The following is a 14,984-nucleotide window of genomic DNA, read 5'->3' on the forward strand; positions in this document are numbered from 1 at the left end:
AAAATTTGTCACGAAATACAAATTGCTGTATGTTTACGTCATACATGACAGCTTTGCGGATTTATGAATTCTTCAAGACCGGAAGCCGCGCAAAGCTAGTAGTATTTCAATGCAAGAGAGAGGCATCAACAGCACATTTAAGAAGCTTATAAATGAATCATCAGAGATGGTGTTTCTGGCAGATGATACCTATCCACATCCTATTTTTTACACCAATAATGTTTTTGAAGAACAGATTGGATCCAGCCTGAAGGAGAAAAGCCTAGTTGGCCTAGGATTGGATATTAGTAGTTTATTATTCAAGGATGAAGTCGTATTTTCTCATGACGGGAATGATTTTGAATTTCTTTTAGAACTGCCACAAGACTCCTCTTCAAACTACTTTTTGTTTTATAAAGGCAAAAGGATTAGAAGCCAAGGGATGCCTACCAAAGAAGAATTTCAGCAGTTCTTGTTTGAATCACCTCATGCACAAATTATCGTTAAGACAGGAGGTGAGGTATTTCATGCCAACAATGAGTCTTTAAGGTTATTTGGTTTTACTCAAGAAAATAAGCTAAAGCATATAAGAGACTTGGGCGAAGTTTTCTCAGGCCCCCTAGAGTGGAATGAATGGATTAGCTCCGCTATCTCTGATTCCAACACCCATCATTTCTCATCTACTCTTAATCGATCGAGTGGCGATCAGCTAAGCGTTCAAGTTTCGTCAAAGCAACTTCAAGTCAAAGAGAATCAGTATATCATCCTCTCTTTTCAAAATATTTCCGAAAAGGTCACCTTAGAGAAAAATCTGGAAGATAGCAATACCTTCCTGAGGAACCTCACTGAACAAGTTCCTGGTGGATTATATCAACTGGTAATGACTACCGAAGGGAAAATGAGTTTCTCATTTCTTTCCAAAGGTGTCGCGCAAGTTCTAGGTCTAACGGCTGAAGAGATTGCGGATTTTTCTGATATTTCTATGGCTATTTCAAGGGTTCATCCTGTAGATTTGCCTCAGGTGATCATGAGTTCCATCGCATCAGCCAAAAAGATGGAAGCTTGGCAATGTCAATTCAGGATCAGGCTCAATTCAGATTCTGAGGATTTTAGATGGATCATGGGAGCAGCCAGGCCACAAGAACTCGAAAATGGAGACGTGGTATGGTATGGGTATCTCACTGATATTAGTCTGCAAAAGGAGTTTGAGGCGACGCTAGATGAATCTAGAAAGGTGGCAGAGAAAGCCAATCAGATCAAATCAGATTTCCTTTCTATGATTAGCCACGAGTTGCGAACCCCACTCAATGCAATTTCTGGTTCTACCTATTCCTTGCTTCAAGATGAACCTCAACTTCACCAAAAGGCGGAATTAGAAACCATCAATTTTGCAGTGGACAATTTGATCATAATGATTAATGATCTATTGGACTTTCAGAAAATCGAGGCTGGTAAGTTAATCATCGAAAAGACACCGTTTCATCTAAGCTCTTCTATAAGCCAAATCGTAAAAGGTCTTTCGTTTCATGCTAGAGACAGTAAAAATAAGCTAGAACTTGTTATTTCTGAGGGGCTAGATTTTGCCGTAGCAGGGGATAAAACCAGACTTTCCCAAGTACTCAATAATCTGATCACCAATGCTCTTAAGTTTACGAAGGAAGGCGAAGTAAAAGTGATAGTGAAGTTGATTGAAAATAAGGAGGGTAAGGCACGAGTCTATTTCGAAGTAAAAGACAATGGTATAGGTATAGCACCTGAGCATCAAAAAATGATTTTCAATGACTTCGATCAAGTAAGGCCTACCTTCAGTAGCAAGTATGGAGGTACAGGCCTTGGTCTATCCATTACCAGAAAGTTATTGCGTTTGATGGGAGGGGAGATTAGTATTCAGTCCAAACTAGATGAAGGAAGTAGCTTCTTTTTTGAATTGTCATTTGATATAGCAGAAATGCAGGTGGAAAAACCACTTTATACGAATGGCTATTCCAAGGTAAGTTCTGGACTCCACCTTCTCATGGCTGAAGATAATGATGTGAATGCCTTAGTATTAGGTAAAATCATCTCGAAGTGGGGATTTACCTATGAGCGAGTGCTTAATGGTGTCGAAGCTGTAAGTGCAGCGAAGCGAACCAACTTCGATTGTATTTTGATGGATATACAAATGCCCGAGATGGATGGATTTGATGCAACTCTAGCCATCAAAAAAATCACGGATGCACCCGTGATAGCTCTGACAGCTGCGGCCAGGTTAGAGATTAAGGATAGAATCGAAGAATGTGATTTTAATGGATTTGTGGCAAAACCAATAGACGCCTCGGAGCTTCAAAAAATTATCCAAGAAGTTACTTTCGAAAGAAATCAGAGTGCTTGAGCTTTTTCTAAGTATTCCTTCACCAAATCCATATCAGGGTAATTTTGATTCAATTCCACCAGATACTGAAGTGCCGAAACCCGATCGCCCTGCATCACATAATATATTCCCTTATTCCTTAGCGCAAAAGGATTCTTTTCATCCATCTGAATGCTCTGATTGATCAAGGCAAGCCCTTCTTCTTGCTGATCTAAAAACAGTAAATACAGGCCCTTATTATTATAGAAATAGGCTTGGCTGTTGTTGAGTGAAATTGCTTTCTCCACAGAGCTTAATGCCTCGACGTAGTTTCCCTCATCGAAATAAATCATAGACCGAAGGTTGTGAAGATTGGGCTCCATTGGATTTACTTCCATGGCGTTGGTCAATAGTTCTTTGGCTTTTTCCAGATCCTTCTGATAGTAATAAATAGTTGCTTGGTTTACCAATAGATCTGAGTTTTCTGGATTTAGAAGAGAAGCTTGTTCAAACGCCTCTAATGCAGTTGAAAAGTTGGTCAGCTTTTCTTCAACGAGCCCTACCAGAAAATAACTCTTCCAGTTCTGACCATCAATCTTCACTAACGCTTGAGCATCTTCTCTGGCATTGTAAAATTCACCATTATCAAGGTAGTTTAATCCCCGGGTAAACCGGGCATCGAAATAATCTGGACGGTATTTGATAGCGAGACTGAGATCTAAGATGCTTTCGGAAAGTTGATTCAATTCCAAGTGAGCCAGAGCTTTATTGTAATACGCGTCCGCATAGGTGGAATCGAGTTCAATAGCCTCTGCATAGAATTCCAAAGCGCCCTTGGGATCGTTTTCTTCCAGTTTTTCATTGCCTTTTAGGAGAAATCTACCTTTTTTGCTTTCGTCTGAATCACAGGACATTATGAATGCCGATGCAGCTGCTACTGTAAGAATTTTAATCGTTTTTTTCATCATCAATTACTTCAGCATCATTTTCTGGTGCTACTAAATTAGAATCTTCTTTTTCCTCACCTAAAAGCAACGCAAATGGCCTGGTGGAATCACTCAGCTCGAATATTTCACGTAAAATCGCCATCATAGGTATAATTAGGATCATTCCTGCCACTCCCCAGATTGTGCCACCTACGATCAATCCAAGAAATGTGATGAATGCATTAAGATTTACATTTCCTCCCACAATCTTCGGAGTCAAGAAGTTCCCTTCTATCATCTGTATTATTTGGTAACTAACGAGCACTCCTGCAGGATAAAATAAGCTATCCTTGGTCAAGAATGAGTAAATCATCGGAAGCATGGCGCCGAAGAAAGGACCTACATAAGGGATGATATTTAATAACGCGCCTAATGTCCCGAAGAAAACGGCGTGTTTGATGCCGAGAAGTGAAAAGGCGGTAATATTTAAAATTGCTAGAATTCCCATCACCTTCACTACCCCTACTATATAGTTCAAAATAACTTTTCGCAGGCTCACGATCCGGATTTTTACCAACTCAGGATCTTTATCCTTATAGATGTGAATGATCACCTTGGTCAGATGATCTCTATACAGAAGGAAGAAAAACATAAAGACAGGGATCAAAACCAGGCCAGTTAGCGAACCGACTGTTTTAAGCGCAAAATCACCTATACTTGAGCTATTCTCTGTAAGTAGAGCTTTGAGATAATCTGTATTTGCTTTTTCAGCGATTCCTGAGTCAATAGCGAAGGTGCTCATGATCCAGCTGTCAATATTCTTTGCATACGCTATCAGCTTTCCTGATACATCATCGAAGTCCTGAGTGAAACTTGCAACATTCCCGATTACGAATGTTAAAAACGCACCAACTATGGCGGTCATGACTAAGAGTGAAATGATGCTGGAGAGTGTTCTTGGGATTTTTTTTGTCTCCAGCCATATCGCTAGCGGAGTCAGCAAAATCGCGAAAAAACCTCCCATAAACAGAGGCACCAACAGACTTTTTCCTACAATGAGAAAGAACACCAACACGATTATGAAAATCATCACAGCCAGAGCGTTCAGATAAGTTGGAAGTTTAAAAGATGTATTTTCCATGTAGGGAAGCTGGGGTAAGTAGGTTGTCTGGAAGGATTCGTGTAGGTAAATAAAGTGAATTATTCTGAAATCAAACCCGCGCGCTTCAGTAGCGCATCCTGCTTTGGTTCTCTTCCTCTGAATCTTTTATATAGAATCGCTGGATGCTCGCTTCCTCCTGCCGATAGTATATTCTTGACAAATGAAGCTGCTGTATCTTGGTCAAATATCCCCTTCTCCTGGAAAAGTTCAAACGCATCCGCATCCAAGACCTCAGCCCACTTGTAGCTGTAATATCCAGAGGAATATCCACCTTGGAAAATATGTGAAAATGAGGTACTCATCAGCGTTCCAGGAACTCTAGGCATTAATTCTATAGGCTTCATCACCTCTAGCTCAAAATCGAAAATGCTCTGAATTTCTTTCGGGTTCTGGCTATGATAGGCCATATCCAAAAGTCCAAAACTAAGTTGTCTTAGTGTCTGATATCCTTGTTGGAAATTGGATGCTTTTTTAATTTTTTCAATTAAATCTTCAGGGATTTTTTCACCCGTTTCATAGTGCTTCGCAAAGAGATCAAGGCACTCTTTTTCGTAGCACCAATTTTCAAAGATCTGACTTGGAAGCTCCACAAAGTCCCAAAATACACTTGTTCCTGAAAGTGACTCATAGGTTCCTTTGGCCATCATCCCATGAAGGGCATGACCAAACTCATGAAATAACGTCGTTACTTCGTTGAATGTCAGTAGGCTAGGCTTGGACTTGCTCGGCTTGGTGAAATTACAAACTATCGATACATGCGGGCGATTATCCACTGCGGCGCTCATGCTTTGTCCTTTGTAGCTCGTCATCCAAGCCCCATTTCTTTTACCAGGACGAGGAAAAAAGTCTGCATAAAAAACGGAGAGGTATTTCCCATCCCGGTCTTTCACCTCATAGGCAGTGACATCTTTATGGTAAACAGGTATGGCTGCGCTTGGTGTAAAAGTGATACCAAATAACTTCTCTGCGGTTTGAAATACCCCGTCGATAACCTTTTCCAGTTGGAAATAAGGCCGAAGCAACTCATCGTCAAGCGCATATTTCTCTTTTTTTAGAAGTTCGGAATAGTAAGCAAAATCCCACTTTTTCAAAACTTCTATTCCGTCAAGGTCTTTAGCAAAAGCAGTTAACTCCTTCATTTCAGCGAGTGCTTTTGGCTTAGCCTTGGCTAGCAATTCATCGAGGAAAGTCATGACTTGGTCGGGACTTTTGGCCATGCGTTCTTCTAACACAAAATCAGCGTGGCTTTTGTAACCCAGCAGTACTGCTCGATCATGACGTAGCTTCAAAATCTTTTTGATGTTATCCTGATTGTCCAGTTCGTCTCCCTTAGCGCATTTGGTTCCGCTTGCCAGGAAAAGTGTTTCTCGAAGTGCCCTGTTTTTGGCATAGGTCATCGCAGGAATATAGCTAGGATAGTCTAAGGTAAAAGCCCATTTTCCCGGTTCGCCTTTTTCTTCTGCGATTTGCGCAGCGGCTTCCTTGATCCCTTCAGGTAGTCCTTCCAGATCAGCCTCATCCGTTACATAATGCACGTACTTATTGGTCTCTGCCAACACATTTTCTCCAAACTGTAAGGATACCTGCGCTAATTCCTGATCTATTTTCCTTAATTGATCCGTCTTGTCAGCCGATAGCTTGGCTCCATTTCTTACAAATGATTTGTAGGTTTTCTCTAGCAAAGTGGCTTGCTCAGCCGATAAATTTAGCTGGTCTTTCTGCTCAAAAACCTGTGCTACTCTCTGGAAAAGGATTTGGTCTAGCAAGATGTCATTTCCATGCTCAGTCAATAGCGGAGAAATCTCACGAGCTAAAGCCTGGATTTCGTCAGTGGTCTCAGCAGAATTCAAGTTGAAAAAAATTCCTGCTACTACCCCAAGACGCTTGCCTGCCACATCTAATGCTTCGATGGTGTTTTGAAAAGTTGGTTGATTTTCGGCTTTAATCTTGGCTATATCATCTTTGGCTTCGACTATGGCTGCCTGTATAGCAGGGAGAAAATGAGTTGGGGTGATTTGATCAAATGGTGCGGTTTCAAATGGCGTGGTAAAATCCACTAACAATGGGTTATTCATAAATCTAAAATCGTTTGGCTAATTAAACAGGAGCCTTCCAGATAGGTTCCATCAAATGACCTGCTTTGGTCAATTCAACTGCTAATTTACCCATTTGTCCTGTAAAGCTTTCCCACATCCAGAGTGGATGCGGATTATTTTTGGCTAGTTCCAGGTAGTTGTTGTATTCTTCAAAGCGTCCTAGTCCAAAATAAGCTTCTGCTCTATTGGCAGAAATCCAGAATTTCTGAGCGTCGTAATACTCTTTGAGTTCTTTTCCATCCGTTGTGCCGTCCGCCAATCTTGCTTGGTCTTTTTTTTCCTTTTCCAAAATCACTGGATAGTCTCGTTCGCATAGAAACAAAACTCTTTCCCATGTTCTTTTGGCGATGACCAGATCTGCCACTTTATCATGGTGCGTAGTAGAAAGACTGGAATTTGACCGATAGACGTAGGCCAATGCAAGGTTGATCCCATTGTATCGATTGTTTAGGGTGTAGTAGCTACGAAGAAAATAAAGTAGTGCCTCCTCCAAGTGCTGATCGCCCTGTCCACATTCAAAGAGTTTTTTCTCAATTGCGCCAGCCATGGACACTGTTTCAGGGTCGTTGGTGTGGGCGAGGTTGATCGATTGCAGCAATTTCATGGATTCGTACAGCGCACTGACGAGATCTGGTTTGGCACTTTTGTAAGTGGTGAAAGCCAACCTATGTATCAAATAGGTGTCGGGTTGGGCGGAATTCATTTTAGCTAAGATTACCGCCGTTTGAAAAAGTTGTTTAGCCTTTTCAAATTCTTTTTGCTCCACAAAGTCTTCGGCATCCTGGATTATTTTAGACAATACCTCGCCTGTATCTGGGGCTGCCTTATGTGTTTCTGCTTCTTTTTCCACAGCGGCTTCCAGCACATCCTGGATCTTGGGAGGGATCAGGGAATTCAGATAAGTATATACTGGACTGTCCGATTCACCCTTATTGATTACAGCTTCGATTTGCTGTCCCAAACGTTCTTTGAATCGCTCTGCTTCTTCTATATCTATTGCTTCCCCTAGATGATTGTATTGGCTGATGACTATGTGGTTGAGATCAAATGGATAAACAAGTTTGTCTTCAGAAACCACTATCGTAGTGTAAGGTCTTAAAGCATGTCTGATCCCAAGTTCATAGATGGCATTGCTGTTCGAAGTAGATAGATCCGCGATCACTAAATCTGCCGTGAGTAACTCTTTATACATTTGTACATCAATGGAACCTGAGTGGAGGATTTCATCTGCACGCACACACTCAATTCCTTTAGACTCTACTACCGGCTTGATTAGGTATTTATAGGATTTGTTCAGATCGAGTTTTCGACCATTTACATAGTCTGTTTTGGTACCAAATCCCATTACTACAAAACAGCGCTTTTTAGGATTTCCCATAAAAATGTTAGGTTTAAAAATTCAATATAAGCGTTATACCATTCGGGTTCAATGGTTTAAAACAATAAAATCGGGTGTTTCTACCCGATTTTATTGTTTAGAATTGAAATTGCTTCAATACTCAAAATCACAACTCATCTCCGACATACCTATAGGTGAGCCGTCTGGTGCTTTTAGAGTTTCTTGAATGATCAGCTCTTCAGGCAAAGTTAAGAACGTGTTTATCTTCTCGCTTAAATAGGTGAAGTGCTGGCTTGATGCCTTATCGGTGAAGGTTGAGCTTAGTTGGAAAGCTGCAATATTTCTCAATCTCCCTCTAGCAATTGCTCTTATGGTATTGGAGACATCTGCATTTCTGGCTAAGGCAATCAGATGATCTACATATTTTGACTGAGTCATCAGGGATATTTCTAACGTAATGTCCTCTGTTTTTAAATTTGTGAATACCTGTTTTTCTATACTTGTCAACATCTCATTTAAGCCAAAAAGGTTGTTTTGCTGTAAATGCTGCAAGTAGATTCTATTTGCTCTAGCTCCATCTAGTAGAAAGTCAAAGGTCAGATCAACAATTGTTTCTGCTGGTGCGATTGGATCAAACATTGGACTTACCCTCGAAACGAATGTTTCTCTGTTTCTGCCGTAGCCGAATGGTCGTGGTGGGATTAGCTTTAAGATATGGTCTGGCACCTGTAGTTGATCTGGAGAAATGGTTTTCAACAAGGCTTGCAAAGCCGCTTCTTGCTCCTCAGAATGTACCCACCCGTGATTTGGCTGATTGTCGCCTTTTATTTTATATCGATAATCTACTCCACCCAGTAGCTTACTTGTAGCTTCTATCTGGAATCTATGCATCAAGTAAAGAGGTACAAAAACTTCCTCCAAAAGCGCAGTTGGCTGACCTTCAGGAATCGCATTCAAACCAAAAGTTTTCATACGGTTTGCTCTCAATTTTAACATTCTCTCGAGTTCTTCTGGTGCCGAGGAGCCATTGTCCCAAAGGTGTGAAGTTGGATGTGCTCCGCTAGGATCTCGCGAATCTGAATCTGTAATGAATTGATGACCCGCAGTGTAGGTGTCTTCTAGTGTTTTCTTTAAAAATTCTTCTTCATTCTGTCCAGCTGGAGTAGTGGCATAGCCATATTTGATAGCCCATTTGTCCCAATCACCGATTTTGTCGTCGTAGGCATTGCTGAGATCTAGTTCTCCATTGACAGTTTCTGTGATCATGGGATAGGGATAGTCCATCACCGAAGAGCGGTTATCGGCTGAAGTAGCGTAGCTGTGTGCCAAGCCTATGGTGTGACCGATCTCATGTGCAGAAAGCTGTTTTAGTCTGGCCACTGCCAATTCAAGCATTTTTGGATTTTCGGGTGCTCCATCTTCGAAGGGCTGCAAAAGTCCTTGGGCTATCAGGTAATCCTGTCTGACACGAAGTGAACCCAGCGAAACATGGCCTTTCATAATCTCTCCCGTTCTTGGGTCGCGCACACTTGCTCCATAAGACCAACCACGGGTGGATCGGTGAACCCATTGAATCACATTGTACCGTACGTCCATCAGGTCCATGCCTTCTGGAGCAAGCTCCACACGGAAGGCGTTAATGAATCCTGCGGCTTCAAACGCTTGATTCCACCAGTTACCACCCTCGATCAAAGCCGAAGCCACAGGCTCTGGGGTTCCTCGATCTAGGTAATACACAATTGGTTCGACTGCTTCTGACATTGCTGCGTTCGGGTCTTTTTTCTCCAGTCGATGCCGCGCGATGAATCGCTTCATGATCGGTTCCGATATTGGAGTGGTGAAGTCCATATAGGAAATACTTCCAAAGCCTGCTCTTGGATCAAATTCCCTTGGCTGGTATTGATCATCCGGAAGTTGGATGAAGGAATGGCGTTGGCGAACGGTGACTGCGTCTGGACTCGGTGTGACCGACCGTAGATTTCCCCCAGTTGCTTGCCCAGTCAGGGTAATCGTCATTTCCACTTCAGTGTTTTGAGGGAAATTTTTGGTCATTGGGAAATACAATCCTGAACGGCTCGCATCTGGTCTGAATGATCCTTGACGGCTTCTAGTCAACGTTTCTCCCACGCCATGAACATCCTGAAGGTAAAAAGAAGTAGCATCAACGATCAACTTGTCTCCGTCTTTTTCAGCGATTTCAAAACCCCACAAGATCGATTCTGCAAATGCATCTTGGATTGATTGAACTTCTGCAGGATTATCTGAATAGGCGCGGAAATCATAGTTTTTATGCACTAGGAAAAGCTTATTGCCTGATCTTCTGAATTCCACAATCCTAGTATCTCCCAATTGTCCTCGATCCAAACCTATATCATTGGAACCTACTCCGGCAGTGAGGGAATTCACATAAAGAAATTCCCATTCAAGTTTGTCAATTTCCAAATAGATTTTTCCTTTTTCTTCATCTAGATAAAAAGGTATGAATCCATCTTTCTTGCTCATTTTACTCAAGTCGAGATTCTGAGCAAAACTTAGATTAAGAGAAAAAAGGAAAATAATGGTGAGTTGTAAGGTTCTTTTCATAGAGTAAAGAGGTTTGGCTACAAATTATCAAAAAACGAAGCGTCGGCTAATACCATTGATGGAAATTTACCTATGAAGCATGTATCGTAGCAGTAAGGCGGTCTCCGTTTGGTTGGGCCCATCGATCTCCTGAAGGCCAGAACTGATCACTTCCCGGTCGGTGTAGGAAGTCCTGGAATATCGGAAATAAGAGGTGAGTTGGGGCGTGATCTGATACTGTGCAAGTATGTAATAACGCATTCCCTGACCAGAAAATGCTGGTAGAGAGAATGTCCAGAGTACGTTGTTTTCAAAAGCATATAGCCGTGTGTCGTAATCATCTGTGTCAAAAAGAGCGATTCTGCCTGTCACTCTGAATTTGCTGAAATTGTACTGCGCATCCTGCAGGATCATAAAGCCTGAGGTTTTTTGACTGTTATAGTTTACTCGACTAAAAAGTATTCTGGATCTGAAAAAGAAGGCTTTGCTCACCTGATATTCCAGACTGAGCAAGCCATTGATCTTGTTCAAAGGTTGGATTTGATAGGGAAGGCTAGGAGCTCCTGAGTCGGAGAGATTTCGGTCCTTTTGTTCCTCTCGAATCTGAATAAAAGCGGTAAGGTTTCTAGTAGGTTGGAAACTAACTCTAGCCAGCCATTCATAGCCATTGGAAGGCGCATACACGCGATACCTGAGCCATGGGAAGTTGAAAAAATCATAATATGCATTGATTTTCCAGCGCGGAATAGGTTTGATTTGAATTCCCAGATATACGCCTTGCTCATTGATTGGTCTGGTGCTTTCCGCGAAGGAATTTGCATAGAAGCTGTGGAAGTCCTTGTCGTATTTTCTCCAAAGCACCGAAAAATCGATCTCTTTGCTCAAACTTGAAATAAAACCTAGCACATTGCCTTTACCACCGGATTGAGAAATGGCCGATTCCCCGAACAGAAAGAAGTTTTTCCAGTTATAGCTCAAGTACAAGCTACCCACCTGGTTGGTTTGCCCGGCAAATTCGTAGCGATTATAGAGGGTAGGTTCCCTTTCCCAGGAGCGATCAAATTTTGTGAATAGGTAGTTGGAACCAGCTTGTAGTTTGCCAGAAGTGAACTGCACATTTCCACCTAAGCTTATTTCTCTAAATTGATTTTTAGTGGCGAGTTCACTCGACGTACGGTGCAAGCCGCTTTGGTTGAAAGAACTGATCGTCAGATTGCCGGTGTCCAATGTGTCTAGGCTGGCTGCTGCCCGGCCATCGCGTGGGGCGTAAGATGCGATCAAGGTGCTTTGCCATTTTCCACTTTCATAAGTAAGACCCGCTCCGCGGAAAAAGCCAAACTCTAGCGCGGCTGTGTAGGGTAGAATCCCCACACTGCTTCTCCGGACTGTGGGAACAGTCTCTGCCCCTTTTCCCAAAGAATATCCAGCTCCAAAGACTAATCCTTGACCAAATTGAGCTTGATAATCTCCCAAAGCGATGGTTTTCCATTTGCCTACAAAGTACTTCGTGAAGTGAAAAGAGAAAAAATTGAAACCATATCGGGCTGTTGTGGCGTCCCATGTGAACGGTTCTCCTGGATCTTTATCTAAAGTAAATCCCAGACTGAAATCCCGGGTGTGTTGGATGCGGAATCGTAAATAGAGTTCGTTGGGATCGCCTAGGTATCTGCTTGAGATTTTTCCGGTGGAGCTGGTGTCGGGAGGAGTGAAGCCTTTTCTAGTCTCCCAGGTACGTCGATGGCGAAGTATGAAATAGGCTTGCTCTTCGAATATCACTCGCTTCCAAAAGGACTGAGTTTGGCTGGAATATCCGGATCCTAATGTTAGAAAAGGAAGAATTTGATCGATTGTTTTCAAGTCAAAACCTGGAACGGCCTGAAGTTCATAGAGAGAGATCAACGAGCCATAGGTAGTTCTATAATCGATTAAATTGCTGATTTGGCTAGGGTCAAGAAGGTAGCTGGCGGCGAGCCTTTCAGCGTTTGCTCTATTGATATCGATGGGGTTCAGATACAATTGGAGAAGGACTTCGTAGATTGCTTCATAATCTATATCCTCGTCCTGAACAGGAAAAAGCCTCTCGATGAAGGACTCCAGGTCGATTTCTAGGACAGGAGGTTGCTGCGCCATCACAGTGAAGCGGGTGAAAAGTAAGGCAATCACTAGGAGGAAGTACGTTTTCATTTTTTCGAAAATGAAAGGCCTAGGCTGAGGTGATGGGTGCTCCCGAGTGCTTGATTTTGACCGTAGGCATAATCCAAGTTTAATCGACTTGATTTCAGCCCAATTCCAAAAAATATCCTGCTCGGATTGCTATTAATTCCCGTTCGTAGGAATATCCAATCCCTGATTGCGTATTCCAATCCTGCCTTTACGATTGGTTTAATCGAAATGTCTTTTTCTACTTCAAGGTGAAGCTGAAGCTCGGAGATGGGAGTATAGCGTAAACCTAGGCTTACGCCAGTAGGGAGTCTTGATTCTGAATCTTTGGAAATTTTGGAGCGATTGAGATTGGAAATACTTGCGCCGATGGAGAACTTAGGGCTAAGTTCTGCCATACCACCGAGGCTGAAAATCGCACTGTGACCTGATCCAAAACCTTCAATCTGTGTCTGAAACCATTCCAATTTGGCACCTATACTTACTATTCCGAGCTGATTGGCGAAGGCAACCCCTAAAGCTTGCTGATTGAAAAGTTTTCCCCCATAATGAGAAACTCCAAATCCCCATGTCCCGGCATCTACCTTCCAGGCACCTACTAGATCTACAGTACTTAGTTCTTTGAGGCCGAAGCGATTGTCATATCCGGCCGCAATCGCAGATTCTTCCAATTTTGCCAAACCTCCGGGATTGTTAAAATAACTCCAGGTATCTAAGCCATGTACACGCAGATTGCCCATCCCTTGACTTCTAGCACCATGAACTTGGGTGAGGGGATCTGTCTGTCCATGAACTTCGAAAAGTAGAAGAAGCAGGAAGCACAAAAAAGTTAATTGCCTCATAATGAATTGATAAAAAGTGTTAACTAATTTAGTTAAAAACTTGTCATTCAATTCAAATACTTAAAAATTTTTCGGCAAAGAGACTAGAAAGGCGCAGAAAAGTTAAAGAAGAAATTCCCCTCTTTGCTATTGTTCAATGAGTATTCAAAGCGGAAAACCATGTCATAGAATCCTACCATATCTATCCCTGTTCCATATCCCATCAGGTACTTGTTAGTAAGACGAGCGTTTTCAGGGATGTGGTTTCTGTCCTTCACATAGCCACTGTCGAAATTAGCACTCAAGTAGAGGCGAATAGGAATGGTGCTGAATTGCTCTAGCTTGACCAGGTTGGAAATATCAATTTCCCAATCCACAAATTTCCATCGAAAACTATTTTTCAGTACGTAGAGCTGCTGACCTTCTACCACATTCAGCTCATAACCTCTTATGAAATTAGGACTGTATCCAATTCCCCGGACTAGTGTGTAAGGTTGACTCTGGCTCAAAAACCAGTTGGCTGTCAGGCCGGTATTAAAATGGAATTTATCCGAGAGCTTAAAGTATTTGTTTGCCGTGAGATTCACTTCTACTTCATCTAGCTCTTCGGTAAATATGATTCCGTATTTGGTAACGGAGACTTGGAGAAGTTCACCATCTGTAGCATAAGAGACATTATCTCTTCTGTCATGTCTGAAAGTGTAGGTTGCAAAGGCATACCGAAGGTTGTTGCCCCCATGTTGGAAATATTCAGGATTTTCCATCAACACATCATCCGCTACCCAAGTAGAGCTATAGCCTAGCGTAAGGAAATGGTAGTTGTAGTAACTTCTTCGGTAGGTGTATTTCAGAGCGCCAACAAAACTTCTTCGTATGATGTCTTCATTTTCGTCAGTATAAAATACCTGCTTATTGTTTTCTGATCTGATCGCAATTGTCTTGTTTTCTCGGTAGGATAACTGCGCACCAAGTCCGTGTTTCTGCTTTTTATCTATGTAAGGTTTACTGTATTGAAGGTCCAGTGCTTTGGTAAACCCCAGCTGCCCAGCAAACCTTAACTTGTCATTTCTGCCCCCAACATTGCTATGGCTTAATCTGAGGCCATAGTTTACTCTGGAGAAGTCCCGGTTTTGATTGGTCCACCATTCGGAAAAATTCCTGTCAGCAAGTTCAAAAATTATTTGAGGTAGAATGTACCAACGTTCTTTCACCGTAATCAGAATTTCTACTTCGTTGTCACCGGTGATCAGGGGGGTGATTTCTACAGAGGTGAACAGCCTGAGGTTGTAAATCTTCTTTTGATCAGCGATAAGTATCTCTAAAAAGGTATTCCAATCGTAGTAGAACCCTGTAGAAAAATCCAACTCTCTCAGTATGACACTCTTCTTTGTCTTGACATTACCTATGATAAAGATATTATTGACTTTGACACTATCAGGAGAACTAGCTACTGCCGGCGCCAGAGAGGTGTCATCCTGCGCATAGGAAATACTTTCTCCCGCCTTAAAAAAAAGAACTAGGAAGAGTAGAAAGAAATAAAGGATATTTGAAGTCTTGATAATCAAGAGGGAATTCAGAAGGTTTATTATTGGTTACTTACGCAGTCACCA

9 protein-coding genes are annotated in these 14,984 nt (G+C 42.1%); 1 reads left to right on the forward strand and 8 read right to left on the reverse strand.

Going from position 1 to position 14,984, the window contains the following annotated elements:
* Positions 1 to 109 precede the first annotated feature (109 nt).
* Positions 110 to 2,350, forward strand: a complete 2,241-nt coding sequence (locus ABJH64_RS16215) for an ATP-binding protein (protein WP_348277240.1) — start codon at positions 110 to 112, stop codon at positions 2,348 to 2,350.
* On the opposite strand, the gene ABJH64_RS16220 is transcribed toward ABJH64_RS16215, so the two are convergent.
* From ABJH64_RS16220 to ABJH64_RS16255, 8 genes are all read right to left on the reverse strand, one after another.
* Entirely contained in the window at positions 2,338 to 3,273 is a 936-nt protein-coding gene (locus ABJH64_RS16220; RefSeq protein WP_348277239.1) for a tetratricopeptide repeat protein, read from the reverse strand. The genes ABJH64_RS16215 and ABJH64_RS16220 overlap by 13 nt on opposite strands.
* Positions 3,257 to 4,375: an AI-2E family transporter gene (locus tag ABJH64_RS16225; RefSeq protein ID WP_348277238.1), complete on the reverse strand. Its 1,119-nt coding sequence runs from the start codon at positions 4,373 to 4,375 to the stop codon at positions 3,257 to 3,259. The genes ABJH64_RS16220 and ABJH64_RS16225 overlap by 17 nt, the downstream gene beginning before the upstream one ends.
* 59 nt (positions 4,376 to 4,434) lie before the next feature.
* Positions 4,435 to 6,471: a M3 family metallopeptidase gene (locus ABJH64_RS16230; protein WP_348299120.1), complete on the reverse strand. Its 2,037-nt coding sequence runs from the start codon at positions 6,469 to 6,471 to the stop codon at positions 4,435 to 4,437.
* A 22-nt stretch (positions 6,472 to 6,493) separates the two neighbouring features.
* Positions 6,494 to 7,870 (reverse strand): tetratricopeptide repeat-containing protein, encoded by a 1,377-nt coding sequence (locus ABJH64_RS16235; protein ID WP_348277237.1) that lies wholly within the window; start codon positions 7,868 to 7,870, stop codon positions 6,494 to 6,496.
* A 114-nt stretch (positions 7,871 to 7,984) separates the two neighbouring features.
* The gene (locus ABJH64_RS16240) at positions 7,985 to 10,414 is read right to left on the reverse strand and encodes a zinc-dependent metalloprotease (protein WP_348277236.1); all 2,430 of its coding nucleotides are present in this window, start codon (positions 10,412 to 10,414) and stop codon (positions 7,985 to 7,987) included.
* Between the two features lie 66 nt (positions 10,415 to 10,480).
* Positions 10,481 to 12,577 carry a helix-hairpin-helix domain-containing protein gene (locus tag ABJH64_RS16245; RefSeq protein ID WP_348277235.1) on the reverse strand — a complete coding sequence of 699 codons (2,097 nt, stop codon included), beginning with the start codon at positions 12,575 to 12,577 and terminating at the stop codon, positions 10,481 to 10,483.
* On the reverse strand, positions 12,574 to 13,395 hold the full coding sequence (locus ABJH64_RS16250; protein ID WP_348277234.1) for a hypothetical protein: 822 nt from the start codon (positions 13,393 to 13,395) through the stop codon (positions 12,574 to 12,576). The genes ABJH64_RS16245 and ABJH64_RS16250 overlap by 4 nt, the downstream gene beginning before the upstream one ends.
* An 83-nt stretch (positions 13,396 to 13,478) precedes the next feature.
* A complete protein-coding gene (locus ABJH64_RS16255) occupies positions 13,479 to 14,939 on the reverse strand; it encodes a POTRA domain-containing protein (protein WP_348277233.1) in 1,461 nt (486 codons plus the stop codon).
* Between the last annotated feature and the right edge of the window lie 45 nt (positions 14,940 to 14,984).

The organism is Algoriphagus sp., assembly GCF_039969895.1.
Lineage (GTDB): Bacteria > Bacteroidota > Bacteroidia > Cytophagales > Cyclobacteriaceae > Algoriphagus.